The 24346-nt window shown below is 53.6% G+C and carries 41 protein-coding genes; 9 read left to right on the top strand and 32 right to left on the bottom strand.

Translation table 11 applies throughout. From position 1 onward, the window contains the following. Positions 1-19 precede the first annotated feature (19 nt). The 4 genes from pxpA to Q1A48_RS15190 all read left to right on the top strand — a co-directional run bounded on the left by pxpA (position 20) and on the right by Q1A48_RS15190 (position 4393). The gene (pxpA, locus tag Q1A48_RS15205; RefSeq protein ID WP_299946553.1) at positions 20-769 is read left to right on the top strand and encodes a 5-oxoprolinase subunit PxpA; all 750 of its coding nucleotides are present in this window, start codon (positions 20-22) and stop codon (positions 767-769) included. 47 nt (positions 770-816) lie between these two features. Further along, positions 817-1521 carry a 5-oxoprolinase subunit PxpB gene (gene pxpB / locus Q1A48_RS15200; protein ID WP_299946550.1) on the top strand — a complete coding sequence of 235 codons (705 nt, stop codon included), beginning with the start codon at positions 817-819 and terminating at the stop codon, positions 1519-1521. After that, positions 1521-2492, top strand: a complete 972-nt coding sequence (locus Q1A48_RS15195) for a biotin-dependent carboxyltransferase family protein (RefSeq protein WP_299946547.1) — start codon at positions 1521-1523, stop codon at positions 2490-2492. Before pxpB ends, Q1A48_RS15195 begins: the two co-directional genes overlap by 1 nt. Before the next feature lie 446 nt (positions 2493-2938). After that, positions 2939-4393 (top strand): pectin acetylesterase-family hydrolase, encoded by a 1455-nt coding sequence (locus Q1A48_RS15190; RefSeq protein WP_299946545.1) that lies wholly within the window; start codon positions 2939-2941, stop codon positions 4391-4393. Between the two features lie 95 nt (positions 4394-4488). On the opposite strand, the gene Q1A48_RS15185 is transcribed toward Q1A48_RS15190, so the two are convergent. The 30 genes from Q1A48_RS15185 to rpsJ form a co-directional block, all read right to left on the bottom strand. Next, entirely contained in the window at positions 4489-5139 is a 651-nt protein-coding gene (locus tag Q1A48_RS15185; RefSeq protein WP_299946542.1) for a hypothetical protein, read from the bottom strand. A gap of 193 nt (positions 5140-5332) precedes the next feature. Next, positions 5333-5581 (bottom strand): DUF1315 family protein, encoded by a 249-nt coding sequence (locus Q1A48_RS15180; protein WP_299946539.1) that lies wholly within the window; start codon positions 5579-5581, stop codon positions 5333-5335. A gap of 79 nt (positions 5582-5660) precedes the next feature. Beyond that, complete coding sequence (gene rplQ / locus Q1A48_RS15175; RefSeq protein WP_299946536.1) at positions 5661-6053, bottom strand: 50S ribosomal protein L17; 393 nt, start codon at positions 6051-6053, stop codon at positions 5661-5663. Positions 6054-6178: 125 nt separating this feature from the next. Then, a complete protein-coding gene (rpoA, locus tag Q1A48_RS15170; RefSeq protein WP_299946533.1) occupies positions 6179-7183 on the bottom strand; it encodes a DNA-directed RNA polymerase subunit alpha in 1005 nt (334 codons plus the stop codon). A 44-nt stretch (positions 7184-7227) separates the two neighbouring features. Then, a complete protein-coding gene (rpsD, locus tag Q1A48_RS15165; protein ID WP_299946530.1) occupies positions 7228-7848 on the bottom strand; it encodes a 30S ribosomal protein S4 in 621 nt (206 codons plus the stop codon). Positions 7849-7863: 15 nt separating this feature from the next. Beyond that, positions 7864-8253, bottom strand: coding sequence for a 30S ribosomal protein S11 (gene rpsK / locus Q1A48_RS15160; protein ID WP_020411406.1), 390 nt, complete (start codon positions 8251-8253; stop codon positions 7864-7866). A gap of 87 nt (positions 8254-8340) precedes the next feature. Beyond that, entirely contained in the window at positions 8341-8697 is a 357-nt protein-coding gene (rpsM, locus tag Q1A48_RS15155; protein ID WP_299946522.1) for a 30S ribosomal protein S13, read from the bottom strand. Between the two features lie 354 nt (positions 8698-9051). Further along, complete coding sequence (gene rpmJ, locus Q1A48_RS15150) at positions 9052-9168, bottom strand: 50S ribosomal protein L36 (RefSeq protein WP_010133825.1); 117 nt, start codon at positions 9166-9168, stop codon at positions 9052-9054. Positions 9169-9209: 41 nt separating this feature from the next. Further along, on the bottom strand, positions 9210-10556 hold the full coding sequence (gene secY / locus Q1A48_RS15145; RefSeq protein WP_299946518.1) for a preprotein translocase subunit SecY: 1347 nt from the start codon (positions 10554-10556) through the stop codon (positions 9210-9212). An 11-nt stretch (positions 10557-10567) separates the two neighbouring features. Further along, entirely contained in the window at positions 10568-11002 is a 435-nt protein-coding gene (gene rplO, locus Q1A48_RS15140) for a 50S ribosomal protein L15 (RefSeq protein WP_299946517.1), read from the bottom strand. 1 nt (position 11003) lies between these two features. Next, entirely contained in the window at positions 11004-11189 is a 186-nt protein-coding gene (rpmD, locus tag Q1A48_RS15135; RefSeq protein ID WP_299946515.1) for a 50S ribosomal protein L30, read from the bottom strand. A 38-nt stretch (positions 11190-11227) separates the two neighbouring features. Then, positions 11228-11734, bottom strand: a complete 507-nt coding sequence (gene rpsE / locus Q1A48_RS15130; RefSeq protein WP_299946512.1) for a 30S ribosomal protein S5 — start codon at positions 11732-11734, stop codon at positions 11228-11230. Between the two features lie 10 nt (positions 11735-11744). Beyond that, complete coding sequence (gene rplR, locus Q1A48_RS15125; protein ID WP_299946511.1) at positions 11745-12095, bottom strand: 50S ribosomal protein L18; 351 nt, start codon at positions 12093-12095, stop codon at positions 11745-11747. A 13-nt stretch (positions 12096-12108) separates the two neighbouring features. Next, positions 12109-12642 carry a 50S ribosomal protein L6 gene (gene rplF / locus Q1A48_RS15120; RefSeq protein ID WP_299946508.1) on the bottom strand — a complete coding sequence of 178 codons (534 nt, stop codon included), beginning with the start codon at positions 12640-12642 and terminating at the stop codon, positions 12109-12111. 12 nt (positions 12643-12654) lie between these two features. After that, positions 12655-13047, bottom strand: coding sequence for a 30S ribosomal protein S8 (gene rpsH / locus Q1A48_RS15115; RefSeq protein WP_299946505.1), 393 nt, complete (start codon positions 13045-13047; stop codon positions 12655-12657). A 40-nt stretch (positions 13048-13087) separates the two neighbouring features. Then, the gene (gene rpsN / locus Q1A48_RS15110; RefSeq protein ID WP_299946501.1) at positions 13088-13393 is read right to left on the bottom strand and encodes a 30S ribosomal protein S14; all 306 of its coding nucleotides are present in this window, start codon (positions 13391-13393) and stop codon (positions 13088-13090) included. A gap of 9 nt (positions 13394-13402) precedes the next feature. After that, positions 13403-13942, bottom strand: a complete 540-nt coding sequence (gene rplE, locus Q1A48_RS15105; protein ID WP_299946499.1) for a 50S ribosomal protein L5 — start codon at positions 13940-13942, stop codon at positions 13403-13405. Between the two features lie 31 nt (positions 13943-13973). Continuing rightward, positions 13974-14285: a 50S ribosomal protein L24 gene (rplX, locus tag Q1A48_RS15100; RefSeq protein WP_299946496.1), complete on the bottom strand. Its 312-nt coding sequence runs from the start codon at positions 14283-14285 to the stop codon at positions 13974-13976. A gap of 20 nt (positions 14286-14305) precedes the next feature. Continuing rightward, a complete protein-coding gene (gene rplN / locus Q1A48_RS15095) occupies positions 14306-14674 on the bottom strand; it encodes a 50S ribosomal protein L14 (RefSeq protein ID WP_143729420.1) in 369 nt (122 codons plus the stop codon). A gap of 46 nt (positions 14675-14720) precedes the next feature. Continuing rightward, entirely contained in the window at positions 14721-14984 is a 264-nt protein-coding gene (gene rpsQ / locus Q1A48_RS15090; protein ID WP_299946492.1) for a 30S ribosomal protein S17, read from the bottom strand. A gap of 2 nt (positions 14985-14986) precedes the next feature. Next, the gene (gene rpmC / locus Q1A48_RS15085; protein ID WP_299946490.1) at positions 14987-15178 is read right to left on the bottom strand and encodes a 50S ribosomal protein L29; all 192 of its coding nucleotides are present in this window, start codon (positions 15176-15178) and stop codon (positions 14987-14989) included. Next, the gene (gene rplP, locus Q1A48_RS15080; protein WP_299946488.1) at positions 15178-15591 is read right to left on the bottom strand and encodes a 50S ribosomal protein L16; all 414 of its coding nucleotides are present in this window, start codon (positions 15589-15591) and stop codon (positions 15178-15180) included. The genes rpmC and rplP overlap by 1 nt, the downstream gene beginning before the upstream one ends. Positions 15592-15602: 11 nt before the next feature. Next, complete coding sequence (gene rpsC, locus Q1A48_RS15075; protein ID WP_299946486.1) at positions 15603-16283, bottom strand: 30S ribosomal protein S3; 681 nt, start codon at positions 16281-16283, stop codon at positions 15603-15605. 19 nt (positions 16284-16302) lie between these two features. Continuing rightward, positions 16303-16635: a 50S ribosomal protein L22 gene (gene rplV / locus Q1A48_RS15070; RefSeq protein ID WP_299946484.1), complete on the bottom strand. Its 333-nt coding sequence runs from the start codon at positions 16633-16635 to the stop codon at positions 16303-16305. A 15-nt stretch (positions 16636-16650) separates the two neighbouring features. After that, complete coding sequence (rpsS, locus tag Q1A48_RS15065) at positions 16651-16929, bottom strand: 30S ribosomal protein S19 (RefSeq protein ID WP_299946482.1); 279 nt, start codon at positions 16927-16929, stop codon at positions 16651-16653. Positions 16930-16966: 37 nt separating this feature from the next. Next, positions 16967-17791 (bottom strand): 50S ribosomal protein L2, encoded by an 825-nt coding sequence (gene rplB, locus Q1A48_RS15060; protein ID WP_299946480.1) that lies wholly within the window; start codon positions 17789-17791, stop codon positions 16967-16969. Positions 17792-17805: 14 nt separating this feature from the next. Further along, positions 17806-18102, bottom strand: a complete 297-nt coding sequence (rplW, locus tag Q1A48_RS15055; protein WP_299584113.1) for a 50S ribosomal protein L23 — start codon at positions 18100-18102, stop codon at positions 17806-17808. Continuing rightward, positions 18099-18713 (bottom strand): 50S ribosomal protein L4, encoded by a 615-nt coding sequence (gene rplD, locus Q1A48_RS15050; protein ID WP_299946478.1) that lies wholly within the window; start codon positions 18711-18713, stop codon positions 18099-18101. Before rplD ends, rplW begins: the two co-directional genes overlap by 4 nt. A gap of 17 nt (positions 18714-18730) precedes the next feature. Beyond that, entirely contained in the window at positions 18731-19366 is a 636-nt protein-coding gene (gene rplC / locus Q1A48_RS15045; RefSeq protein ID WP_299946476.1) for a 50S ribosomal protein L3, read from the bottom strand. Between the two features lie 114 nt (positions 19367-19480). After that, complete coding sequence (gene rpsJ / locus Q1A48_RS15040) at positions 19481-19792, bottom strand: 30S ribosomal protein S10 (RefSeq protein ID WP_010133849.1); 312 nt, start codon at positions 19790-19792, stop codon at positions 19481-19483. A gap of 175 nt (positions 19793-19967) precedes the next feature. Between rpsJ and Q1A48_RS15035 the strand changes: the two genes are divergently transcribed. Further along, positions 19968-20444, top strand: coding sequence for an aminoacyl-tRNA deacylase (locus Q1A48_RS15035; RefSeq protein WP_299946470.1), 477 nt, complete (start codon positions 19968-19970; stop codon positions 20442-20444). On the opposite strand, the gene Q1A48_RS15030 is transcribed toward Q1A48_RS15035, so the two are convergent. Next, on the bottom strand, positions 20441-20803 hold the full coding sequence (locus tag Q1A48_RS15030; RefSeq protein ID WP_299946467.1) for a hypothetical protein: 363 nt from the start codon (positions 20801-20803) through the stop codon (positions 20441-20443). The two genes, Q1A48_RS15035 and Q1A48_RS15030, sit on opposite strands and share 4 nt — an antisense overlap. Positions 20804-20911: 108 nt before the next feature. Between Q1A48_RS15030 and Q1A48_RS15025 the strand changes: the two genes are divergently transcribed. The 4 genes from Q1A48_RS15025 to rrtA all read left to right on the top strand — a co-directional run bounded on the left by Q1A48_RS15025 (position 20912) and on the right by rrtA (position 24176). Then, complete coding sequence (locus tag Q1A48_RS15025) at positions 20912-21535, top strand: sigma-70 family RNA polymerase sigma factor (RefSeq protein ID WP_299946464.1); 624 nt, start codon at positions 20912-20914, stop codon at positions 21533-21535. 181 nt (positions 21536-21716) lie between these two features. Next, positions 21717-22103, top strand: a complete 387-nt coding sequence (locus Q1A48_RS15020) for a VOC family protein (protein WP_299946461.1) — start codon at positions 21717-21719, stop codon at positions 22101-22103. Between the two features lie 598 nt (positions 22104-22701). Continuing rightward, the gene (gene rhlP, locus Q1A48_RS15015) at positions 22702-23544 is read left to right on the top strand and encodes a rhombotarget lipoprotein (RefSeq protein ID WP_299946458.1); all 843 of its coding nucleotides are present in this window, start codon (positions 22702-22704) and stop codon (positions 23542-23544) included. 2 nt (positions 23545-23546) lie between these two features. Further along, positions 23547-24176 carry a rhombosortase gene (gene rrtA / locus Q1A48_RS15010; protein ID WP_299946455.1) on the top strand — a complete coding sequence of 210 codons (630 nt, stop codon included), beginning with the start codon at positions 23547-23549 and terminating at the stop codon, positions 24174-24176. An 86-nt stretch (positions 24177-24262) separates the two neighbouring features. On the opposite strand, the gene Q1A48_RS15005 is transcribed toward rrtA, so the two are convergent. Further along, the coding region (locus Q1A48_RS15005; protein ID WP_206604777.1) for a hypothetical protein at positions 24263-24346 on the bottom strand (84 nt) is incomplete at its 5' end.

Here is a 24346-nt window from a genome sequence, read left to right as displayed (position 1 = left end):
CACTTTTGCAAGGACCGCTATGCATATCGATATTAACTGCGACCTGGGAGAAGGCAGCGATATCTCCAGTTGTGGTCGCGATGCGAGTATCATGCCCTTTATCTCCCGCTGCAATATCGCCTGCGGTGGCCATGCGGGCAGCCCGGAGATCATGCGACTCTCTATTGCCAACGCCCTTCAGCATCAGCTGCAGATCGGCGCCCACCCCGGCTATCCCGACAGGGTAAATTTCGGACGCAAGTCCATAAAACTTTCCAGGAATGAGCTGCTAGACTCTCTACAAGATCAAATCGGGCTGCTGCGCACATTCATTGCCGAAGCTGGAGCCGAGCTTGACCATATCAAGCTACACGGCGCGCTCTATAACGATGCGGAGTCGAATGAGGAACTGGCCGAACAAATTCTTATTTTCTTTGCACAAGAATATCCCAATATGAAGATTGTCGGCCTCGCCAATGGCGCGATGGAAGCCGTTGGCAAAAAGTTCAACACTGCATTTATCCGCGAGGGCTTTATGGACCGGCGGTATCTGAGTAAGAAAAAACTGGCGCCGCGCGCACTGCCGGGATCTGTGATTACCGATCCGAAAAGCTGCCTTGATCAAGCACTTGCCCTGGCGCGGGGAGAAACATTTAGCGGCTACCGGGGCGCGCCCATACAGCTTTCTGTGGATACCATCTGCCTGCACGGAGACACGCCTACTGCTCCGATTATCGCAAAACAGTTAATGCGGCATTTGCGCAAAAATGGCCTGACTATACACTCGTGAATTCTTTTTATAGTAATACGGATCCCGACAGTTTCGGTTTCAAAGTTATGGCAAACGGGGACTGCGCGCTGGATATCTGCTTTGCATCCCCACCGAGTGAAGACCTGAGCCGCTGTATTATCGGGATCAGGCAGTCGATCCAGAAGCAGGACTTCCCCGGTCTGGTTGATCTGATTCCCGCCTACCAGTGCCTGACGATTACTTTCGATCCACTCACCTGTGATCGCAGGCTTCTCACACAACAGCTAATAGAACTGGCTCAGGGGGTCATAGAATCCCCCCCAAGGTTAAACAGGAAGCCGCGTACCATCTCCATACCGGTTTGCTACGAGGAAGTATTTGCCCCGGACATGCACACAGTCAGTGAATACACAAAGTTATCCCGGGAGGAAATTATTGCCCTGCACACCCACCCCCCCTATCTGGTGCATATGCTGGGCTTCTCCCCGGGGTTTCTGTACCTAGGCGGGCTGGACCCACAGCTGCATTGCCCTCGCAAGCACACACCGCGCCTGCGGATTTCAGCGGGTGCTGTAGGCATCGGCGGCAGCCAGACCGGGGTTTACCCCCAGGCAACGCCCGGTGGTTGGCAGATCATCGGACAAACCCCCATCGGCCTGTTCCACCCTGCCAGAGATACCCCCTGTATCGCTGAGCCCCTGGATACTGTCAAATTCCACCCGGTGGATATCACCCAGTTTGAGGCGATTAGGCAAAGTTACCCCCGCGCAAAATACAGGGAAAAACGCTGATGAGCATCTGCTTTACCCGTGCGGGCCTGCAAACCAGCGTTCAGGACTGTGGCCGCCCCGGCCTGATGCACTACGGCATTCCCCAGGGAGGTGCCGCCGATCCCCTGGCGATGACACTGGCAAACCTGATACTGGGCAATGTGACAAACATTCCAGTGATCGAAATCACCCTGACAGGACCCCGGATCGAATTTGGTTGCGACATCTCCATTGCCATTACCGGCGCCCAGTTTAAGGTCACGCTCAATGGCAACCCCGTGAATAATTTTGAGACCATACAGATACAACGGGGCGACACTCTGGATTTCGCCCAGTTAATCAGCGGAGCCCGCGCCTATATTGGATTTTCCGGGAAAATGGTCGTACCGGAAATATTAGGTAGCTCGGCAACACACCTGATCAGCCATTTTGGCGGGCATCGGTGTGGCGCCATTACAGCTGGTGATAGTATTGATTTTTGCGATGTTCGAACAGCACAAACCGCGCGCCTGGCTCGGAAGTTTCACCTTCACTACGCACCGCACCCACAATTTCGGGTGGTTTCCGGCCCGGATAAACACCTCTTTGACGACCATGTCATTGAGCAGTTTTACCACACCACTTACGCAGTATCGGCACAGAGTAACCGCATGGGTATTCGCTTGTGCCACTCTTCCACCACGACAAGAAATGAAAGCGCGTTTGAACATATGATCTCATCCGGGCTCTACCCTGGAAGTATTCAGATTCCACCTGGCACCGAGCCCATTATTTCCTTTGTGGAGGGCCAGACTATTGGTGGATATCCTCGCATTGCCCATGTTATCAAGGCGGATTTACACCGCCTCGGCCAGTTAAAACCCCATGATAAAGTTGACTTCCATCCTGTCGGGTTGGCGCAGGCAGCGCAGATTCTAAGGGAAAAACACCAGCGTCTTTTTGAACTTCAACAAGGCCTTGCCATTGACAGCAAAGTCAGCTTGACTCTGTAGTATTTTATTTTTTTTTGTTATTTTTCTAAAAGTTTCGGATAAAAAAATAACCAAAATTAACCTCCCTGTCTCATTCCGCACTTTCGTAAATACGCGACTTGGACATTCTCCAAGCTAGTGTCGGTCCCGCGCAAAAAGGGTTTCCACCAGACACCATCTTCTTTCTCTTTTCAGCGTTACCCGCTTCCAGCAGTAGTGTTACTTTGGGAAAAGACCAAATAGTCTTACATGACCAAATAGTTTTCATCAAAACTTCGCCTAGACCGCCACAGAATTATTAACTACCCTCTGTAAGCTTTACCAAATCAGCAATTTGGACAAGTGTCTATTTTGGCCTGCCGGGAGAGGAAGGAATTACAGCAACGGCATCTTGCCTTGTACAGCTCAGCGCTATCCAAATAGCCTCGTCCAGAGAGAAAACACCAACTACCGGAAGGGGATTAATAATGATAAGAATTCTCCGTGGTTTTATGTCAGCCTTTATTGCCATCTCACTACTCACTGCCTCCTATGCGCAGGCCGAGCCGGGAGATTACAGTTTCTGGACCACCCTGAAACACCTGTTTGACCCTCCCGAGGCCAACGCACAGGTGACTCCTGAGCAGGCACAGAGCATGTACCCTCTCGCCCTGGATGACCCCAACTTTAACGATGGGTTCAGCCCCGGAAAATATGACCACTGGCAAAAAGTAGATGTTCCCGCCGATACCGGTGCCATGTGCGGCAATGGTTCGCCTTACAAGTTTTTTGTGTACCGCGTGCCGGATACCAGCAACACCATGTTCTATTTTGAAGGCGGTGGCGCCTGTTGGGATTATGAGAGCTGTTCAGGGGCTACAGGTATTCGCGGTGCACGCAATCCCAACGGTATTCCCGACAACTATGTACAGAACATCAACCTGCTGGACTTCCAAAATGCCGCCAACCTGGCCACCGCTGCAGTATCACCGCTGATTTACACCCACCATCCCTACAACCAATTTAAAACTGGTGAATGGAACCTGGTGTATGTGCCCTATTGCACAGGCGATATTTATGTGGGGGACAAAACGGAGGTCTATGAGGACGCCACGGGAGAGAATCCCGATCTGATATGGCACCACAATGGCGTGCGCAATGTGCAGGCGGTAACCTCTTGGGTCAAAAACAATTTACAAAAACCCAAGCAGATGGTGGCGGCGGGCTGCAGTGCCGGCAGTATCGGGGCACTGCTGAACTATTCCAAGCTGCGCGCGGATATGGACGTGGACTACGGCTATCTGATTGATGATTCCGGCCCGCTCTACCGGGCCCCGCTGAACAGCGGAGACAACAACAGCTTTCCATCCCTGCCCCTACACCAGAAAGTGCTGAGCTCCTGGACCACTTACTCCGCCGGTGGTGATCCCGATGATGTCAACCCGGTCAATATGCTCGCCAGCATTACTCCGGGATTCGACAAGAATGAACTGGCTTCGCTCTACTCCGCCCTGTCCGGTAAGTTTCCCAGTGACCGCCTCGGCATCACCCACTTCCTCGCTGACGGTAACTTCTCATCCTATTCCTACGAGCGTTTCTACGAAGATATTTACAACGACCCGGATCCACAGTCCCGTCTGAACAAACTGCGCAACAAGTGGCAGCAGGACACTTTTGACAACCTGATTCCACAGCTTGAGCAGACCAGCAACTGGGGCTACTATTTCCCGATGTACCGGGACTTCAATGAAAGTCACTGCACCACTATCCTGGATCTGGAATATGGCGAGATCGCCGAGCACGGGCTGGTATTGCGCGATTTCCTCAACAATATCGTCAACTACCAAGGCGGCGCCATGCTCCGAGCCTATGAATCAGATCAGGTTTCCGATTTCCAGAATAACCACAACTGGTTCTACGATTTGGTGGGCGGGCTGCTCTGACCGAGTGTTTGGATTTACCCGGCAACCCATTTGGTCGCCGGGTTCATAGTAGGATCCGTGATCCATGGTATGCGGCTGCTTGCATGGATCATCGGTCACCGATTATTTTGACCTGAATACGCTTTTTCCCTCGCTTCCTGCAGACGCCTGCGAAGGTATTCCTGTTTGCTTATGCCACCGGGAAAATGTGTCATTCCCTGTACTTCAAGCACTATCTGCGCTTCTCTCTGTTTGTACTCGGCAAATCCCGGCACCGCTTCGTAGGGGTCATAGGCCGCTGTATTCTGCTGGGATTTCCTCTGGTAGCGCTCTACCAAATCACTGGCTGCCTGCTCGAACGCCTGCGCACTGACACTGTTACGCTCCAGCCAGGCCAGCTTCAGGGCCAGCGCCTCATAGGCCATGACACGCCCTTCAGACTCTATGGATTCGATCAGCTGCCAGACCTCCTCATCACTCAGCGACGAATCTCCCTGGTTAAAATAGGCATCCAACGCCTGTTTATTCCGCTCCCTGCTCAGATAGGTTTTCACGCGCGGATCTGACAACAATCTGGCAGCCTCTTTACCACGCATTTTTTCAGGAGCCTGGCTCTGCAATGCGTGTAAATCCATCGGACGCGTTTCTACCTTCGCATCACGACTATTTCCGACATCATCAGGTGTTGGAATGAAATACCACCAGGTAGTGGCACCAGTGGCCAGAAGCAGGGTGATACCAACAGACAGCAGAATCTTATTATTCATTATTGCCATTTCCGCTATATCGGGATAATGGGAGCAGTGTAATAGGCTTGGGGGAATGTGCAAGGCGCGCTGGACTAGCTACACGCGAAGGCATGAACAAATCATGCTATGAAAGGAAGGGAATGAGTTAAAAAATCAACTCCCGTAATAACTGCTAAGCCCTGCGGCAGCAAAAAGGCAAAGCTGGTAAAAATTACACCCAGTTGATCTTCCGCTCGTCAGCAGGCGGATTCCCACACGGGGTTTCTTTGCGGGGCACAAAGCCTGCCCGGGATGCTGGTGGCAGGTTGTGCTGCTCCCAACGGGCCACTGCCTCTCCACACCTGCGGCGTTGCGCATCGGTGAGTGTTTTCCCATCGGGCCATTTACCCAACTCAATAGCGCGTTTCAGGCTCCCTACAATGTGTGGATTGAGCGTGTTGAGCAATTCTTCGAAAGACATGAAGCGGTAATCTCAGTTGGCGTCTGTACAAAAAAGCCGGTCGATGACCGGCTTTTTTCTGCTCCAGATGGGCCGCGATCTAGGCCTCGGCTGTTTCGGGCTCATCTTCCGCCTGGGGGCGATCCACCAGTTCGACATAGGCCATCGGCGCCTTGTCGCCCGTCCGGAAGCCGCATTTCAAAATACGGATGTATCCACCTGGGCGAGTTTCGTAGCGGGGACCCAGTTCATCGAACAGCTTGCGCACGGTGTCCTTGTCACGGGTGCGGGCGAAAGCCAGGCGGCGATTGGCAACACTGTCCTTCTTGGCCAGGGTAATTAGCGGCTCGGCAACGCGGCGTAATTCCTTGGCCTTGGGCAGGGTGGTTTTGATCAGTTCGTGCTCCACCAGAGAGGCGGTCATGTTCTTGAACATGGCCTTGCGGTGGGCGCTGGTTCGGCTGAATTTACGGCCACTATAGCGATGACGCATGACTCAATTCCTTACGACCACAGTTGTGCTGTCACAGCAGGTCGTTCTGGGGCGGCGTCACATCTAACTGTGGCACCACTCGGGTTTTCTCTACTTGTCACGACACTGCCGCGACTACCAAATACTTACAGTGGGCTTAATTTGCTGTCACCTTTAAGGCTGACCGGAGGCCAGTTTTCCAGGCGCATACCCAGAGACAGACCCCGGGAAGCCAATACGTCCTTGATTTCGGTCAGGGACTTTTTGCCAAGATTCGGGGTCTTCAGCAGTTCCACTTCGGTGCGCTGAATCAGGTCACCGATATAGTAGATATTTTCCGCTTTCAGACAGTTGGCCGAACGTACCGTCAGTTCCAGGTCGTCGACCGGACGCAACAGTACCGGATCGACCTCCGGCTCCTCCGCCTTGGGCTGTGCATCCTTTTCACCTTCCAGGTCCACAAATACCGCCAACTGTTGTTGCAGGATGGTGGCTGCGCGGCGGATCGCCTCTTCCGGGTCCAGAGTACCGTTGGTCTCCAGATCCAGAACCAGCTTGTCCAGGTCAGTGCGCTGCTCTACACGTGCGCTCTCCACACTGTAGGCCACACGGCGCACCGGACTGTAGGAGGCGTCCAGCTGCAAACGACCGATTGTGCGACCTTCCTCTTCCTCGCCACGGCGGGCGTCGGCGGGCTGGTAGCCACGACCGCGCGCCAGGGTAAGGCGAAGACTGAGCTCCACATCACCGGTGATGTGGGCAATCACGTGCTCGGGATTCACAATCTCGATATCGTGATCCGCCTGGATATCCCCAGCTGTCACTACACCGGGCCCCCGCTTGCTCAGGCTCAATACCGCCTGATCCTTGCCGTGCATCACAACCGCGATTTCTTTCAGGTTGAGCAGGATCTCAATAACGTCTTCCTGCACACCTTCGATCGCGCTGTATTCGTGCTCGACACCGTCGATTTCAACTTCGGTGACAGCGCAGCCCGGCATGGAGGACAGCAAGATGCGACGCAGTGCGTTGCCAAGAGTGTGGCCAAAGCCACGTTCCAGGGGCTCCAGAACCACTTTGGCATGATTCGGATTGTACTCGGTGACGTCAATACGACGCGGTGTCAAAAACTCGTTGACAGCAGTCTGCATAGCCATACCTGTTTACAGTTGCACTCCATAAAGTGGACGAATTGTTACTTGGAGTACAGTTCCACGATAAGGTTTTCGTTGATCTCTGCAGGCAGATCGACACGATCCGGAATGCGCTTGAAAGTGCCTTCCAGTTTGCTCGCGTTCACATCCACCCACTCGACATCGCCACGCTGGGTAGCGAGTGATACAGAATTCTGGATACGCAGCTGCTTCTTGGCTTTCTCGCGCACAGCAACGACATCACCTTCTTGTACTTGGTAAGAAGGAATGTTTACAGTGCTGCCATTGACCAGAATTGCCTTGTGTGAAATCAGCTGGCGCGCTTCAGCGCGGGTAGAGCCAAAGCCCATACGGTAAACCACGTTGTCCAGGCGCTTTTCCAGAAGTTGCAACAGGTTTTCACCCGTTGCACCCTTAATGCGTGCCGCTTCCTTATAGTAGTTGCGGAACTGCTTTTCCAGTACACCATAAATGCGGCGAACCTTTTGCTTCTCGCGCAACTGAACACCGTAGTCAGAAAGACGACCGCGGCCAGCACCGTGCTGGCCGGGCTTGGATTCTGCGCGACACTTGGAGTCGTGCGGACGCACGCCACTTTTCAGCTGCAGATCAGTGCCTTCGCGGCGGGACAGTTTACATTTTGGTCCAATATAACGTGCCATTTTATCAGCCCCCTCTTACACGCGACGTTTTTTCGGCGGACGACAACCGTTATGCGGGATCGGCGTCACGTCGGTGATATTGGTGATTTTGTAGCCGCAGTTGTTCAGTGCGCGAACAGCAGATTCGCGACCGGGGCCCGGGCCCTTCACTTCCACGTCGAGGTTTTTCAGGCCATACTCCTGCGCTGCAGTACCTGCGCGCTCAGCGGCAACCTGGGCTGCAAACGGGGTGCTCTTACGCGAGCCACGGAAGCCAGATCCACCTGCGGTGGCCCAGCTGAGGGTATTGCCCTGGCGATCAGTGATCGTCACGATCGTGTTGTTGAACGATGCGTGGATGTGGGCAATACCGTCGACAACGGTCTTTTTGACCTTCTTGCGAACAGTCGTTTTTGGCTTAGCCATACCAGTATCCTAAATCCTGTATCAAATCCCCATGGTTTCTCACCGAAAAGGGGCTTGTTAAACCGCGATATCGCGCCTTAATCAGGCTTACTTGCGAATCGGCTTGCGCGGACCCTTGCGGGTGCGGGCATTGGTCTTGGTGCGCTGACCACGCAGCGGTAAGCTGCGACGGTGACGCAGACCGCGGTAGCAACCCAGGTCCATCAAACGCTTGATGTTCATGGAGACTTCGCGGCGCAGGTCGCCCTCTACAGTGAGTTTCGCAACTTCACCGCGGATAGTTTCGATCTGCTCTTCAGACAGGTCACGGATTTTGGTGGATTCAGCGATACCAACCGCTGCCAAAATAGTTTTTGCCGCAGTGCGACCAACCCCATAGATGTGGGTCAGGGAAATCACGGCGTGCTTGTGATCTGGTACATTGACACCAGCAATACGTGCCATAGAGGCGTACTCCACGTATTGGGAGCCACAGCTATTAATTAAAGTATGTGACTCTACTTTGATTTCGGCGCTGACAGCGACTAAAAAACCGACGGCGCCACTAAAAAGGCGCGCAAGAATAGCTTTTCAGACACCAATTTGCAATAGTCCATATCCGCTTCGGTTTCCCCAAGCGGATATGGACGACAGTCAGCGCCCCCAGTTGGTAGCCCGCATTAGTGGCCGGACTCCCACCCAAGCGCACATAACGCCAGGGCACTGCCACTCCACAATACGCTGTAGTGGGTGGCAAATTCTATCAGATTTATACAGAGAAACCCGGATTGGCAACTCCGCACAGGGCTGACCCCAAGATTAGCCTTGACGCTGCTTGTGACGTGGCTCAGCGCTGCAGATGACCCGCAGAACACCCTTGCGACGCACGATTTTGCAGTTACGGCAGATCTTTTTTACAGAAGCGCGTACTTTCATGACCTTACCTCAATTCAATCAAACTGCGAGCAGATGGCACACTAACGGCGACCGTAACTCTGCAGATTCGCTTTTTTCATCATACCTTCGTACTGGTGCGACAACAGATGCGATTGTACCTGCGCCATAAAGTCCATCACTACCACCACAACGATCAGCAGCGAGGTACCCCCCAGATAGAAGGGAACGTTAAATCCAACCACCAGGAACTGTGGTAGCAGGGATACCAGCGCAATATACACAGCACCGACCAGAGTGAGGCGGGTCAGCACACTGTCGATATAGCGGGCAGTCTGCTCACCGGGGCGGATACCGGGCACATAGGCGCCGGACTTTTTCAGGTTGTCTGCCACTTCATTCGGGTTGAACATCAAAGCCGTATAGAAGAAGCAGAAGAAACCAATCAGCAGTGCAAACAGGATAATATTCAGCGGCTGTCCCGGCCCCAGCTGCAATGCCATCCACTGCAGGATCTCGGCACCAATACCCTCGCCGCCCTGGCCAAACCACTGCGCCAGCGTGGCCGGGAACAGCAGGATACTACTGGCGAAGATCACCGGGATAACACCGGCCATATTCACCTTCAGCGGCAGGTGGCTCGCCTGCGCAGCCGGTGCGGCAGAGTAGCGCCCCGCCTGGCGCCGGGCGTGGTTGATAGTGATGCGACGCTGACCGCGCTCCATCACTACCACAAAGAACACCACGGCAATGCCGATGATACCGATGATGAGCAGCATCAGAACATGTAGCTCACCCTGCCGCGCCTGTTCAAACGCCTGGCCGATGGCACCGGGTAGGCCGGCCACGATACCGGCAAAAATCAGCATTGAAATACCGTTGCCGACGCCGCGCTCAGTGATCTGCTCACCGAGCCACATCATAAAGACCGCGCCGGTCACCAGCGAAGTGACTGCCACAAAGTAAAAACCAAACGCAGGCTCGGCCGAGTAAGCCAGGTTCTGCCCGGCCAACCCGAAGGTCATGCCGATCCCCTGTATCAGGGCCAGAAGTACCGTCAAGTAACGGGTGTACTGGTTGATTTTGCGTCTACCTGCCTCCCCTTCCTTCTTTAAGGCCTCTAGGGAGGGGGTGACCGCACTCATCAGCTGCATGATGATGGAGGCAGAGATATAGGGCATAATCCCCAATGCCAGAATACTCATCCTCTCCAGGGCGCCGCCGGAGAACATGTTAAACAGACCAAGGATGGTTCCCTGGTTCTGGTTAAACAGGTTTGCCAGTTTTTCCGGATCAATACCGGGCACCGGAATATGTGTTCCCAAACGGTAAACAAGAATCGCTAGGAACAGAAAACGAAGGCGAGCCCAAAGCTCGCCCAATCCCTTCCTGTTGCCCAGGGGATTTCCACCGGATCCTGGTCGTGCCATTGGCGCCTCGATTAGTCTTCTATTTTACCGCCAGCAGCTTCGATAGCCGCTTTTGCGCCCTTGCTTACTCCCAGCCCTTTTACGGTAACAGCTTTAGTCAGCTCACCCGAGAGAAACACCTTGGCGCGTTTAATATGGCTGCCGATAATATCGGCATTCTTAAGCGCTGCCAAATCGATTACATCATTTCCTACCTTGGCCAGCTCCGCCAGACGGATTTCCGCGGTGAAACGGGAAACACGCGCGGTGAAACCGTACTTCGGCAAGCGCTTTTGTAAAGGCATCTGACCGCCTTCGAAACCGGGCCGAACGCTGCCGCCGGAACGTGCTTTTTGACCTTTGTGGCCGCGGCCAGCGGTCTTGCCCAAACCACTACCGATACCACGACCCACACGCTTGGCAGCTTGCTTGTGGCCTTGTACGGGAGATAAGTCGTTCAAACGCATGCTACTCTCCCTCAACCTGAACTAGGTAGTTTACTCTGTTGATCATGCCGCGCACGGAAGGCGTGTCTTCCACTTCCACTGTGTGGCCGATGCGGCGCAGGCCCAGACCCACAACGCACGCCTGATGACTTTTCAGGCGTCCATTGATACTTTTGATCTGGGTGACTTTAATAGTCTTCTTAGCCATGGTCTTAACCCACCAATAACCTTAAACCGAGGCTGCGATCAGCCCAGGATCTCTTCGACTGATTTACTGCGTTTGGCTGCCACATCCTCAGGGCTCTGCATTTGCTCCAGCGCCTTGAAGGTTGCGCGCACGACATTCACCGGATTGGTGGAACCGTAGCACTTGGCCAACACGTTGTGCACACCGGCCATTTCCAGAACAGAGCGCATGGCGCCGCCGGCAATAACACCGGTACCCTGGGAGGCGGGTTGCATGTAAATCTTGGAACCGCCGTGGCGGCCGTTGGTAGCATACTGGATAGTGTCACCATTCAGCTCTACCTGGACCATGTTGCGGCGCGCGGCTTCCATCGCCTTCTGGATCGCAACCGGCACTTCCCGCGCCTTGCCTCGACCGAAACCAATGCGGCCGTTGCCGTCGCCAACGACAGTCAGTGCGGTAAAGGCGAAGATACGACCACCTTTCACCGTCTTGGCAACGCGATTGACCTGGACCAGCTTTTCCTGCAGGCCTTCGTCGTTGCTTTTTTCTTTCTCTCTAGCCATAACTCAACCCTTAGAATTTCAGACCGGCTTCGCGGGCAGCGTCAGCCAGAGCCTTAACACGGCCGTGGTACTTAAAGCCGCTGCGATCAAAGGCAACCTCTTCAACGCCGGCGGCCTTAGCGCGTTCGGCAATCAGCTTGCCAACTGCGGTGGCGGCGTCAACGTTACCGGTTGTGCCTGTGCGCAGATCCTTGTCCAGGGTAGAGGCACAAGCCAGTACCGTACTGCCTTCAGCGGACAGAACCTGTGCATAAATGTGACGCGGTGTGCGGTTCACGGTGAGGCGAACAGCGCGTAGCTCACGGATCTTGGCGCGGGCACGACGTGCACGACGCAAGCGGGATGCTTTCTTAACGTTCATATCTATGCCCTACTTACTTCTTCTTGGCCTCTTTGCGATACACGCGCTCGTCGGTGTACCGGACACCCTTACCTTTGTAGGGCTCCGGCGGACGGAAGGCGCGGATCTCAGCGGCCACCTGGCCCAACAGCTGCTTATCGCTGCTCTTCAGTACGATTTCAGTCTGGCTCGGCGTTTCCGCAGTCACACCCTCCGGTAACTGATAATCGATCGGGTGGGAGAAACCCAGGGTCAGGTTAACCTTTTTTCCGGCGGCTTTCGCACGATAACCAACACCCAGTAACTGCAGCTTCTTCTCAAAGCCAGTGCTTACGCCAACAACCATGTTGTTGACCAGCGCACGGGTAGTGCCTGATAGCGCCTTGGCCTGCTTGGAATTATTACGCGCGGCGAACGTCAGCTGGCTGTCTGCCTGGCTCACTGTTACATCACCGTGAATAACCATACTCAGGTTACCGTTACTACCTTTTACCGCGATATCCTGACCTTTCAGGTCAATGCTTACACCTGCGGGGACAACTATCGGACTATTTGCTATTCGAGACATGTTAACCCCCGTTTAGAATACGGTGCAGAGCACTTCGCCACCGACACCCGCCTGGCGCGCAGCGCGATCAGTCATCACACCCTTGGAGGTGGAAACAATCGCGATGCCCAGACCACCGCGCATGGTTGGCAGCGCTTTCTTACCGGAGTAAGCGCGCAGGCCCGGACGGGAAACGCGATCCAGTTCGGCGATAACCGGCTTGCCCTGAAAGTATTTCAGGACAATAGTCAGTTCCGGTTTAACGCTTTCACTTATATTCAAGTCATTGACGTAACCTTCACCTTTCAGGACTTTAGCTACCGCCACTTTCAGTTTGGATGATGGCAGGGTGACCTCCGCCTTTCCGCGCGCCAGGGCATTGCGGATGCGGGTCAGCATATCTGCCAGCGGATCTTGCATACTCATTTATTGAGGCTCCTCAAATCTGCTTAAAACCGGTTCGCCATTACCAGCTGGATTTCACCAGACCGGGCACATCACCGCGCATTGCCGCTTCGCGCAGTTTGTTACGACACAGGCCGAACTTGCGGTATACAGCGTGGGGGCGACCAGTGATACGGCAGCGGCGTTGCTGGCGTACCGGGCTTGCATCGCGCGGCAATTTCTGCAGCTTGAGCTGAGCCTCCCACTGCTCCTCATCAGAAGCAGTGGCACTGGCGATGATCGCCTTCAGCTCTTGACGCTTGGCGGCGTACTTAGCTGCGGTTCGAGCGCGCTTGTGCTCGCGCGCAATCATGGATTTCTTCGCCATGGAATCCTCTTAACCCTTGAGTGGGAAGTTGAACGCTTTCAGCAGTGCACGACCTTGATCATCGTTTGCCGCTGTGGTGGTAATACAAATATCCAGGCCGCGGAGCTTGTCGACTTTATCGTAGTCAATTTCCGGGAAGATAATTTGCTCGGTCACACCCATTGAGAAATTGCCGCGACCATCAAACTGCTTCGGGCTGATACCACGGAAGTCGCGGACACGCGGGATTGCGATGTCGATCAAGCGCTCCAGGAATTCGTACATGCGCTCACCGCGCAACGTTACCTTGCAGCCGATCGGCCAGCCATCGCGGATTTTAAAGCCCGCAATAGACTTGCGCGCTTTAGTCACAATGGGCTTTTGACCAGTAATTGCTGTCATATCGTTGACAGCGTGATCCAGCACCTTCTTATCACCAATCGCTTCACCAACACCCATGTTAACGGTGATCTTGGTGATGCGCGGCACTGCCATCACATTCTCAAGGCCCAGCACTTCTTTGAGCTTGGGCGCGAGTTCTTTCGTGTAGAGCTCTTTAAGCTTTGCCATGATCTACCAACCTGCTTCTGCGCCTAATGCCCTAGATGGCTTCGCCGCTGGATTTGAAGACGCGAATCTTACTGCCGTCTTCCAGAACTTTAAAGCCCACCCGATCAGCCTTCTGGGTGTTGGGGTTAAAGATGGCCACATTGGAGGCCTGCAGGGCAGACTCTTTCTCAACAATGCCACCGGCAACGCCCAACTGGGGATTCGGCTTTTGGTGTTTTTTGATCATCTGTACACCGGCAACAATCAGGCGGCCGTCGTTCAATACCTTACGTACCGATCCACGCTTGCCCTTGTCGCGACCGGCGATGACGATCACTTCGTCGTCACGCTTGATCTTGCGCATAACTCTTCTCCGCTTGAGGCCTAGATAACTTCGGGAGCGAGCGAGATGATCTTCATGAACTTCTCACCGCGCAATTCGCGCGTTACCGGACCAAAAATACGGGTGCCAACCGGCGCCAATTGCTGGTTGAGCAGTACCGCTGCGTTATCGTCAAATTTAATCAGGGAGCCATCTGCGCGACGCACACCTTTTCTGGTGCGAACCACAACAGCGTTCATTACCTGACCCTTCTTTACTTTACCGCGGGGGATGGCTTCCTTAACGGTCACCTTAATAATGTCACCCACGCCAGCATAACGACGATGGGAGCCGCCCAGCACCTTGATGCACATGACGCGGCGAGCCCCACTGTTGTCAGCTACTTCTAAGTAGGATTCCGCTTGAATCATTGTCTCTCTCCGAAACCTTTCAATTCGGCAGTCAATGCGCTAGGGGTTAAACCTTCGCCGCACGCTCTACAATTTTCTGTAAAGCCCAGGATTTGCTCTTGGACAGCGGACGAGACTCCTCAATGGTGACAACATCGCCGATATTGCATTCATTGCTCTCGTCATGCGCCTTGAGCTTGGTGGACTTGTTTACAATTTTGCCGTAGATCGGGTGCTTAACACGGCGCTCGATCAAAACGGTGATGGTTTTTTCCATCTTGTCACTCACGACTTTGCCGGTGAGTGTGCGCTTCAGTTTTGCTTCAGCCATGATTAATTACCTGCCTTCTCGGTCAACACAGTCTTAATGCGAGCAATGTCGCGACGAGCCTGCTTCAGCAGATGGGTCTGAGCCAGCTGACCGGTGGACTTTTGCATGCGAAGTTTGAACTGAGCCTCAAGTTGATTCAAAAGCTCCTGGTTCAACTCTTCAACTGACTTTTCGCGTAGATCTGCAGTCTTCATTACATCACCGAACGCTTAACGAAAGTTGTTTTTACAGGCAGCTTGGCCGCGCCCAAGGCGAAAGCCTCGCGAGCCAGCTCCTCGGACACCCCCTCCATTTCATAGAGGACCTTGCCCGGCTGGATCTGCGCCACCCAATATTCAACGCCCCCTTTACCTTTACCCATTCGGACTTCGAGGGGCTTGTTGGTAATGGGCTTGTCCGGAAACACGCGAATCCAGATTTTACCACCACGTTTTACATGGCGGGTCATTGCACGGCGAGCCGCTTCTATCTGGCGTGCGGTAATGCGACCGCGACCGATAGACTTCAGGCCGAACTCGCCAAAGCTCACTTTTGAGCCGCGCTGGGAAAGCCCACGATTGCGGCCTTTCTGTACCTTGCGGAATTTTGTACGCTTTGGTTGCAGCATCTGCGTACCCCTTATTTAGCAGCTTTCTTGCGGCTCTTCACCGGCTTCTCATCGGGTATTTCGTCACCGATGACTTCGCCTTTAAAGATCCACACCTTGATACCGATGATGCCGTAAGTGGTCATCGCTTCGGCGGTGGCATAATCGATGTTGGCGCGCAGGGTGTGCAGAGGCACACGGCCCTCCCGGTACCATTCGGTGCGGGCGATTTCCGCTCCACCGAGACGACCGCTGACCTGTATCCTGATACCCTGAGCGCCCTGTCGCATCGCATTTTGTACCGCACGCTTCATCGCGCGACGGAACATAACGCGGCGTTCCAGTTGCTGAGCGACGTTCTGGGCTACCAGGGCGGCATCCACGTCAGGTTTGCGAACCTCTGCGATGTCGATGTGCACGGGCACACCCATTCGCGCGCTAACCTCTTTGCGCAGACGCTCTACGTCTTCGCCTTTTTTACCGATCACAATGCCCGGTCGCGCAGTGTGAATAGTCACTCGCGCGGTGTTCGCCGGGCGTTGGATCTCGATACGGCTCACAGAGGCGTGGGCCAGTTTTTTGCGAATGTAGTCGCGAACTTTCAGATCCGTGTACAGCTTGTCTGCGTACTCGTCACTGCCGGCATACCAAACAGAAGTATGCTTTTTAACGATACCCAGACGAATGCCGGTAGGATGTACTTTTTGTCCCATGGTTTTCTCGCCTGCTCTGTTATTTCTCGGCCACTTTCACAGTGATGTGACAAGTACGCTTAAGAATACGGTCGGCACGGCCTTTCGCGCGCGGTTTAATGCGCTTCATGGTCATACCTTCATCCACAAAAATTGTGGAGACTTTCAGCTCGTCAACATCGGCACCTTCGTTGTGCTCGGCATTGGCAATGGCCGACTCCAGAATCTTCTTGACAATCGCCGCACCCTTTTTATTGCTGAATGCGAGGATGTCCAGAGCTTCTTCAGCGCCTTTGCCGCGCACCTGATCCGCTACCAGTCGCGCCTTTTGCGCCGATAGTTGTGCACCGCGTAATTTTGCTGCTACTTCCATCTTTATAACCTCGGCTTAGCGCTTCTTCGCTTTCTTGTCCGCAGTGTGACCACGGTAGGTACGGGTAGCAGCGAACTCGCCCAACTTGTGGCCAACCATTTCCTCATTAACCAAAACGGGGACGTGCTGACGACCGTTGTGTACGGCAATTGTCAACCCAACCATTTCCGGCATAATCATGGACCGGCGGGACCAGGTTTTAATCGGTCGACGATCATTGGCTGCAATCGCCGCCTCCACCTTTTTGATCAGATGCAGATCAATAAAGGGACCTTTCTTTAAGGAGCGTGGCACTGTCGATTCCTCTCTAGCTGCTCAGACGTCGCGGGGCTTACTTGCCGCGGCGACGTACAATCATCTTATCGGTGCGCTTGTTCTTGCGCGTTTTCTTACCTTTGGTCGGCACACCCCACGGCGTCACCGGGTGGCGCCCACCAGAGGTACGGCCTTCACCACCACCGTGCGGGTGGTCGACCGGGTTCATCGCCACACCGCGAACAGTCGGGCGAACACCGCGCCAGCGCGCGGCACCGGCTTTACCCAACTTGCGCAGGCCATGTTCAGAATTGCCCACTTCTCCCAGGGTTGCACGGCACTCAGCGAGCACCTTGCGCGTTTCTCCGGAGCGCAGACGAATGGTTGCATACTGGCCTTCCCTCGCTACCAGTTGCACGGCAGCACCGGCAGAGCGTGCCAGTTGGGCACCTTTGCCCGGCTTCAGCTCGATCGCATGGATCACGGAACCCACCGGAACATTGCGCAGAGGCAGGGTATTGCCCACCGCAATCGGTGCGGCATCGCCAGACTGAATGGTGGCTCCCGCCTTGAGCCCCTTCGGCGCGATAATGTAACGGCGCTCACCATCGGCATAACACACCAGAGCGATGTGTGCGCTGCGGTTCGGATCGTACTCCAGGCGCTCAACTTTAGCTGGAATACCGTCTTTGTTGCGCTTGAAATCGATGGCGCGGTAGTGCTGCTTATGACCACCACCGATATGGCGGGTAGTGATGCGACCATTATTGTTACGGCCACCACTTTTACTTTTACTCTCCAGCAGAGGCGCGTATGGAGCCCCCTTGTGCAGGTCGGGGTTTACAACCTTCACCAGGTGACGGCGGCCCGCGGAGGTCGGTTTTGTTTTGACAATTGCCATGCTAACAGTCCCCTTTACTCAGCAGCTTCAAAGTTGATGTCGCTGCCTTCAGCCAGGCGAACATAGGCTTTTTTCCAGTCGCTGCGACGGCCCATGCCGTTGCGAGTGCGCTTGGTTTTACCTTTCACGTTCACGGTGCGAACCTGCTCAACGGAGACGTTAAACAGTTTCTCGACCGCAGCCTTGATCTCCGCTTTCTCGGCATCGGTGGAAACCTTGAAAACCACCTGGTTGGCACTATCGGCCAACCCTGCAGCTTTTTCGGAAATTACCGGGCCCAGCAGTACTTTGTAGAGTCGCTCTTGGTTCATCCCAGCACCTCCTCAATCTTCTTGAGCGCGGCCACGGTTACCACGACCTTGTCAAAACGAATCAGGCTGACGGGATCAATTGCCTGTACATCGCGGACGTCGATCTTGTGCAGATTGCGCGCGGCCAGGTAGAGATTTTCGCTCACCTCTTCGGTCACGATCAGCGCCTCGGACAAGTCAAACTGGGCCAGCTTACTGACTAGCTGTTTGGTTTTAGGCGCATCCACGTCAAAGGACTCCACCACCACCAGGCGCTCCTGCCGAGCCAGCTCAGACAGAATACTGCGCAGCGCAGCGCGGTACATTTTCTTATTCAGCTTTACGCCGTGATCGCGTGGCTCAGCGGCAAAGGTTACCCCACCGGAACGCCACAACGGGCTGCGAATAGTACCGGCGCGCGCACGGCCGGTGCCTTTCTGACGCCAGGGCTTTTTGCCACCACCGGAAACCGCGGAGCGATTTTTTTGCGCCTTGGTGCCCTGACGTGCGCCAGCCATATAGGCGACAACGGTCTGATGCACCAGATCCTGATTAAATTCACGCCCGAAAGTCACTTCAGAGACAGCTATTGTGCCTTTGGCGCCTTCGGGAGTAGCGATATTCAGTTCCATATCCATTTCCCCCAGACTTAGGCTTTCACTGCCGGACGAACGATTACATTGCCACCGGGAGCGCCGGGTACGGCACCTTTAACTAGCAATAAACTACGCTCAGCATCGACACGAACAACTTCCAGGTTTTGCACGGTTACGCGCTCAGCACCCATATGCCCGGCCATCTTCTTACCTTTCCATACCCGGCCAGGAGTCTGACACTGACCGATAGAGCCGGGTGCCCGATGGGAAAGAGAGTTACCGTGAGTGGCGTCCTGGGTGCGAAAATTCCAGCGCTTAACACCGCCCTGGAAACCTTTACCTTTGGAGGTGCCGGTGACATCGATCTTCTGGCCAGCTTCGAAGCTGGAAGCAGTGATTTCAGAACCGATTTCGAAAGTCTCTTCAGAATCGTCAGTGCGCAGTTCGAAAAGACGGGTGCCAGCCTCTACGCTGGCTTTGGCGAAGTGGCCCGCTTCGGGCTTGGAGACGCGGGAAGCCTTGCGCTTACCCACTGCCACTTGGACAGCGGCATAGCCGTCAGCTTCCACAGTTTTCACTTGGGTGACGCGATTCGGAGCAACCTCGATTACGGTTACCGGAATAGATACGCCATCTTCTGTGAAGATGCGAGTCATGCCGCTCTTGCGGCCGACAATACCTGTTGTCATCTTTTTCAACCTCTCAGTGCACGGGGCTTTAACCCACTGCGGCCGCCCAGTTCCAGAGCGTTACACTACCCAGACCTTTTTCGCCTGGGGTTCGGATTTGGTAGTTAGTAAAAGTTAGCCGAGACTAATCTGGACCTCAACACCGGCCGCCAAATCGAGCTTCATCAGCGCATCGACGGTTTTCTCGGTCGGCTCAACAATGTCCAGCAAACGCTTGTGCGTACGAATTTCGTACTGGTCGCGCGCATCTTTGTTAACGTGCGGAGAAATCAGCACAGTGTACTTTTCTTTGCGCGTCGGCAGCGGGATTGGGCCGCGTACCTGAGCACCGGTGCGCTTGGCCGTCTCTACAATCTCCTGTGTAGACGCATCGATCAGCTTGTGATCAAAGGCCTTCAGGCGAATTCGGATACGTTGACCCTGCATGGAATCAAACTCCAACTAAGAAATAAAGAACGTCCTTCTACGCAGCCCCGAGGGCGGGCGAAAAGGAGCGCGAATTCTACGGTCCGTGCGGGAGGCTGTCAACCGCGCACGCGCACAAATTTCACCCGGCGAAACTACAATGGAGTATCCGCAGTGAAATGAGGAGGGTTCCAATATGACCATTGCCGCAAGATTGAGCCAATATCTTAATGACCAATCGGTCGATTACCATTTGATTCAACACCCCCACAGCCGCACCAGCCGCGAGAGTGCCCATGCCGCCCACGTGCGGGAAGACCAAGTTGCCAAGGCGATTCTGCTCCGGGACGAAGAGGGCCCTGTGCTGGTGGTTATCCCTGCAAGCAGCAGCCTGGATATGCGCGCAGTACACGATGAAACCGGGCGAAACGGTCTGGAGATGGTAGCGGAAAATGAGCTTGGCTCAATTTTCCCCGACTGTGAGCTGGGCGCCCTGCCGCCTGTGGGACAAGCCTATGGCATTACAACCATGCTCGACAGCAGCCTGAGTCACTGTGAAACCATTTATTTCGAGGCCGGTGACCACGAGGAGCTGGTGGAGATGGATGGCCCCCTCTTCCTTAAATTGTTCGAGGGCTGCCCGCGCTGCGACCTGAGCAAGGACTGGCCCTAGGAAAAGCGGGAGAGCAATGACCCCGCCTCCCCGGAGACCAGAAATTCTCGCAGGGGGACTTCGCTGCGAAATTGTGCCACTCTGGGCGACTGAGCGGTCGATTGTCCGCCTGCCGCTGCCCCGGGATACACCTCAGCCACCATAAAACTGACCTCTTTACATCCCGATAGCAGGGCGACAGGGAAAACCACCCACTGATCTGACTGATCAGCGCCGCGGGTTTTCCCGAATGCACCCGCTGATATCGCCGACCAGACAAAGCGTACACACGACACCGGAAGGGGCTGGTGTGCTCCCTGAGATGCAAGCGGGACAGACAGTTGCACCGGTTTTTCAAGCGCCCCAATCTCACAGACCATAAAAAATCCGTATCATACGGGCAAACAACAAAAATGGCGTAACCGCAGACAACTTACCCTGCCAAACGCATCGCGTCCCCTTTACGTCCCCACTTATGGAGGTTACTAATGGCTGTCGATCAATACCGACAATGGCTGCGCACCGCCGCCCGACTTTCCCAGCGGGGCCACGAGGCAGAAGACCTGCTACAGGAAGGCCTGCTCGCCGCTGTCGAGGCGCAGCGAAAACCCATTCAAGATGCCGGGGATGCGGCCTGGTTTTACGGGGTACTGCGCAATCTCGCCGCCATGAATGCCCGCCAAGCCAAGCGTCGCCAGGTGCGTGAAGTAGGCTATCCTTCAGGCGAAGGTGAATCCAACGCCGACTTGGGCACATTCGACGAAGATACTATTCCGACTCTGCCCACCGGGCAGCGCTTGATTCTACTCCTGACTTTAAATGGGCTCAGCAAAAATGAGATCTGCAGGGTACTCAGCATTTCCGATGCCGCCCTGCGGCAACGTCTCAGCGCCCTGCGAAAGAAGCTGGCTTCACAACAATCAAACAGCAGGATCGAACCCGCGGGCCTGGCCGCAGCCTATGCCGCACGCCTGGATAAAACAAATCCTTCCGGGGCCGGCCTCCGGCGAGCGGCCCTGGCACGCGGCCCCTCGCGCCTGTCCAGCTTTCGTTTCGGTATCACCGACCCGGACAGCAACCTTTTTACGATCAGCCATTCGAGCAAAAAATAGCACAGGTCACCCATCGCCAGATGCCCAGGTGCTGAATGCCCAGCCGCTGCAGTGGCGAGCCGCGATTGAACAGCGAACCCCCAAAATCTGACAAGCCGCTCACAAAATACCGGACAGCGGCAACTAACAGGTATCCGACAGGCGGATATAGACTTAAACCAATCGCAAGCTGGAGAGCATTATGTTGCAAAATTCGCGTATCGAGGCCGTTGTCTTTTTTGTCAAAAATCTGCACAACACCCAGCAGTTCTACGAGAGTACTCTTGGGCTCAAAACTTCCTGGGCAGCGGGCGCAGAAGAAGGAGAACGTGGAGAAGATGGCGGCCACCTGATGGCCCATATCGGTGATTCCGTGCTGATCTTTTTTGAAGGGGATGAGAAACCTGCACGTACGCCTATTCTCGTTTTTTCGGTTGACGACAGTGAGATTCACCGCATGGTGGAACACCTGACTACCCACCATGTGGAAATCCTGGCCCCGGTACAGCACGCCCCGGACGGCGGATTGACAGCGGACTTCGCAGACCCGGATGGACATGTACTGAGTATTTACCAATCCCCCCGATGAAAAATGTTAGTAGGCAAAAGACCATTTCTGACTTTCTGTTCAGCATCCATAAAGCGGGTCTCATCTGAGGCTCGCCTTTTATACTTCCCCGGCTCGGATTTCACACCTGCCTTAAGGCTCCCCCTGATTTAAGCTTTTCTGTAAAATACACTGACATAGAACAAGCACACTGAGCAGGCAATGATTTCCGTTGGCTTCGGGTCTACCATGACAGGGATAGCGGCCTTTTGAGCCAATATCCATTGCTAACTGGGAAACCACTTCCCGGCCCGAGGATTCTCAAACAACACGCTTAACGAAATAGGGGTATCAGGTATAAGAAGGAACAGAAGCAGGGCTCAAGGTTGCGGAGAACATATCCTGACAGCACCAGTTTTTGAGACTGAATGGAAGGCTCTGCCTTTTCAGAACAGAGAGCAAAAAAATGCCGTTCTTGTATACCCTAAATTATCTCTGCTCGATATGCTGGCAATTGACGAATACCCGCCCACCTTCAGTTTATCCGGGCAAAATACGAACAACTGACTTACAAATCACACTTTCCCCGGCAACGCTAAAAACGCTAAACGCGCCGAAAAAGATACAGGATACATTCATCATGAAGCAATTCAAAAAAACTCTATTTTACACACTCCTAATTACTGTCAGTGCAACCTTGATCAGTTGTGGTGTCATGAGATCCTCGCACTATAGCAGCAGCGCTGTACAATATTTATATCCAGACCAGGATGATTACATTGAAACCCCAGGTATCCCCAGGCTTTCCTTACCATTAAAAGTTGGCATTGCTTTTGTTCCTGAAGGAAATAAAAAAAGTCAAACGCTTACAGAAAGAGACAAACTGGAATTGATGAATAAGGTCAGCAAGAACTTCAAAAACCATGACTTTGTAAAATCAATAGAAATCATCCCCTCTGCCTATCTCAGAGAAAAAGGGAGCTTTGCAAACCTGGATCAACTTAGAACAGTGTACGGCATTGATGTTATAGCGCTACTATCATACGACCAAACACAATTTACCGATGAGGGTTTAGCATCAATCACTTACTGGACACTTGTTGGAGCTTACATGATACCCGGAGAAAAAAATGCCACCAACACAATGCTAGATGCATCGGTTTATGATATTCAAAGCCGTAAAATGTTATTCCGAGCTCCCGGCATTAGTCACATCAAAAGTAAAGCTACCCCAATCAATCTTTCTGAGCAGCTGCGCATTGACAGCTTAAAAAGCTTTAAAGAAGCAAGCGGGCAACTTGTCACAAATCTTGAAATACAACTTGACCTGTTCAAAGATAAAGTAAAAGAGTTGCCCACAGATTATCAAATAACCCACAAACCTGGTTATACAGGCGGAGGCAGCCTTGATCCTATGCTGGTAATCTTTTTGCTATCTTTAATTGCTTATTGGTTGTGGGCGCAAAGTAACAAGAAAGCGTAATCATGTACCGACCTGCATTTTATTTAGCCATCATTTTAGCAAGCCTGCTGCCAAGCATGATCCCCGAGTGGGCTTCTGCCTTTATTTTCGACAGGCGTGCCGTATTTAGTGGTGAAATCTGGCGCATTTTTACAGGCCATTTTGTGCACTTTTCCTACACGCACCTAGCTTATAATCTAATTGCTTTCTGTGTCGTAAGCTATGTGATTGAGAGAAAAAAATATCCCAACTTATATTTACTCTATTTTTTTCTGTCTCTGCTCATCAGCACATCACTGATCATCTTGAAACCTGGCATGACCTACTATGGAGGGTTATCTGGAATCGTGTACGGCTTTTTATATTATTGCGCCCTAATGGGCATCAAGGATCCCCGGCCATGGCAAACCATATGCATCCTCACACTCCTTTTCCTCCCAATTAAAATTGCAGCAGAGATCTACAATAGCACCCCCGCTCTACTTCATTTTGAGAATCAGTTATTTATTCCAATGCAGACAAGTCACATTACAGGCTGTTTGGCAGCAGTATTTTTCTATTTCATGACAAAAACAAAACAAGCCCTGATAAATCACCCAACAAATACAAAAAGACTTGACAGCCTGCCTTCTCCGCCATCCTTAGCCAGGTAAATAACAGAAATAGGCAGCCATAAGAAAAACAATAAAAAAGCCGCAGCGTCTCCGCAGCGGCTTTTTAGTAAGATCAGGCGTAAAAATTATTCGATGATCTTAGCAACCACGCCGGCACCGACGGTGCGCCCGCCTTCGCGAATCGCAAAGCGCAGACCATCCTCCATGGC

The sequence above is a fragment of the uncultured Microbulbifer sp. genome (assembly GCF_947489355.1).
Taxonomy (GTDB): Bacteria; Pseudomonadota; Gammaproteobacteria; order Pseudomonadales; family Cellvibrionaceae; genus Microbulbifer.
The sequence above is the reverse complement of the archived record's forward strand: the minus strand, read 5'-3'. Positions and strand labels throughout refer to the sequence as shown.

Coding starts and splice junctions, on each gene's coding strand:
- rpsK (WP_020411406.1), bottom strand. CDS start 8,253: ATGGCTAAGCCAAAAACGACTGTTCGCAAGAAGGTCAAAAAGACCGTT.
- rplC (WP_299946476.1), bottom strand. CDS start 19,366: ATGACAACAGGTATTGTCGGCCGCAAGAGCGGCATGACTCGCATCTTC.
- Q1A48_RS15030 (WP_299946467.1), bottom strand. CDS start 20,803: ATGGTCTGTGAGATTGGGGCGCTTGAAAAACCGGTGCAACTGTCTGTC.
- Q1A48_RS15185 (WP_299946542.1), bottom strand. CDS start 5,139: ATGAATAATAAGATTCTGCTGTCTGTTGGTATCACCCTGCTTCTGGCC.
- rhlP (WP_299946458.1), top strand. CDS start 22,702: ATGAAGCAATTCAAAAAAACTCTATTTTACACACTCCTAATTACTGTC.
- rplO (WP_299946517.1), bottom strand. CDS start 11,002: ATGCGTTTGAACGACTTATCTCCCGTACAAGGCCACAAGCAAGCTGCC.
- rplX (WP_299946496.1), bottom strand. CDS start 14,285: ATGCGCAAGATCAAGCGTGACGACGAAGTGATCGTCATCGCCGGTCGC.
- rpsJ (WP_010133849.1), bottom strand. CDS start 19,792: ATGCAGGGTCAACGTATCCGAATTCGCCTGAAGGCCTTTGATCACAAG.
- rpsN (WP_299946501.1), bottom strand. CDS start 13,393: ATGGCGAAGAAATCCATGATTGCGCGCGAGCACAAGCGCGCTCGAACC.
- rpmJ (WP_010133825.1), bottom strand. CDS start 9,168: ATGAAAGTACGCGCTTCTGTAAAAAAGATCTGCCGTAACTGCAAAATC.
- secY (WP_299946518.1), bottom strand. CDS start 10,556: ATGGCACGACCAGGATCCGGTGGAAATCCCCTGGGCAACAGGAAGGGA.
- rpoA (WP_299946533.1), bottom strand. CDS start 7,183: ATGCAGACTGCTGTCAACGAGTTTTTGACACCGCGTCGTATTGACGTC.
- rpsH (WP_299946505.1), bottom strand. CDS start 13,047: ATGAGTATGCAAGATCCGCTGGCAGATATGCTGACCCGCATCCGCAAT.
- Q1A48_RS15180 (WP_299946539.1), bottom strand. CDS start 5,581: ATGTCTTTCGAAGAATTGCTCAACACGCTCAATCCACACATTGTAGGG.
- rplR (WP_299946511.1), bottom strand. CDS start 12,095: ATGAACGTTAAGAAAGCATCCCGCTTGCGTCGTGCACGTCGTGCCCGC.
- Q1A48_RS15195 (WP_299946547.1), top strand. CDS start 1,521: ATGAGCATCTGCTTTACCCGTGCGGGCCTGCAAACCAGCGTTCAGGAC.
- rplF (WP_299946508.1), bottom strand. CDS start 12,642: ATGTCTCGAATAGCAAATAGTCCGATAGTTGTCCCCGCAGGTGTAAGC.
- rplB (WP_299946480.1), bottom strand. CDS start 17,791: ATGGCAATTGTCAAAACAAAACCGACCTCCGCGGGCCGCCGTCACCTG.
- rplV (WP_299946484.1), bottom strand. CDS start 16,635: ATGGAAGTAGCAGCAAAATTACGCGGTGCACAACTATCGGCGCAAAAG.
- rplD (WP_299946478.1), bottom strand. CDS start 18,713: ATGGAACTGAATATCGCTACTCCCGAAGGCGCCAAAGGCACAATAGCT.
- rplQ (WP_299946536.1), bottom strand. CDS start 6,053: ATGCGTCATCGCTATAGTGGCCGTAAATTCAGCCGAACCAGCGCCCAC.
- pxpA (WP_299946553.1), top strand. CDS start 20: ATGCATATCGATATTAACTGCGACCTGGGAGAAGGCAGCGATATCTCC.
- rplE (WP_299946499.1), bottom strand. CDS start 13,942: ATGGCAAAGCTTAAAGAGCTCTACACGAAAGAACTCGCGCCCAAGCTC.
- rpmC (WP_299946490.1), bottom strand. CDS start 15,178: ATGAAGACTGCAGATCTACGCGAAAAGTCAGTTGAAGAGTTGAACCAG.
- rplW (WP_299584113.1), bottom strand. CDS start 18,102: ATGAACCAAGAGCGACTCTACAAAGTACTGCTGGGCCCGGTAATTTCC.
- rplN (WP_143729420.1), bottom strand. CDS start 14,674: ATGATTCAAGCGGAATCCTACTTAGAAGTAGCTGACAACAGTGGGGCT.
- pxpB (WP_299946550.1), top strand. CDS start 817: ATGGCAAACGGGGACTGCGCGCTGGATATCTGCTTTGCATCCCCACCG.
- Q1A48_RS15020 (WP_299946461.1), top strand. CDS start 21,717: ATGTTGCAAAATTCGCGTATCGAGGCCGTTGTCTTTTTTGTCAAAAAT.
- Q1A48_RS15035 (WP_299946470.1), top strand. CDS start 19,968: ATGACCATTGCCGCAAGATTGAGCCAATATCTTAATGACCAATCGGTC.
- rplP (WP_299946488.1), bottom strand. CDS start 15,591: ATGCTGCAACCAAAGCGTACAAAATTCCGCAAGGTACAGAAAGGCCGC.
- rpsE (WP_299946512.1), bottom strand. CDS start 11,734: ATGGCTAGAGAGAAAGAAAAAAGCAACGACGAAGGCCTGCAGGAAAAG.
- rrtA (WP_299946455.1), top strand. CDS start 23,547: ATGTACCGACCTGCATTTTATTTAGCCATCATTTTAGCAAGCCTGCTG.
- rpsC (WP_299946486.1), bottom strand. CDS start 16,283: ATGGGACAAAAAGTACATCCTACCGGCATTCGTCTGGGTATCGTTAAA.
- rpsM (WP_299946522.1), bottom strand. CDS start 8,697: ATGGCACGTATTGCTGGTGTCAATGTACCAGATCACAAGCACGCCGTG.
- Q1A48_RS15025 (WP_299946464.1), top strand. CDS start 20,912: ATGGCTGTCGATCAATACCGACAATGGCTGCGCACCGCCGCCCGACTT.
- Q1A48_RS15190 (WP_299946545.1), top strand. CDS start 2,939: ATGATAAGAATTCTCCGTGGTTTTATGTCAGCCTTTATTGCCATCTCA.
- rpmD (WP_299946515.1), bottom strand. CDS start 11,189: ATGGCTAAGAAGACTATTAAAGTCACCCAGATCAAAAGTATCAATGGA.
- rpsQ (WP_299946492.1), bottom strand. CDS start 14,984: ATGGCTGAAGCAAAACTGAAGCGCACACTCACCGGCAAAGTCGTGAGT.
- rpsD (WP_299946530.1), bottom strand. CDS start 7,848: ATGGCACGTTATATTGGACCAAAATGTAAACTGTCCCGCCGCGAAGGC.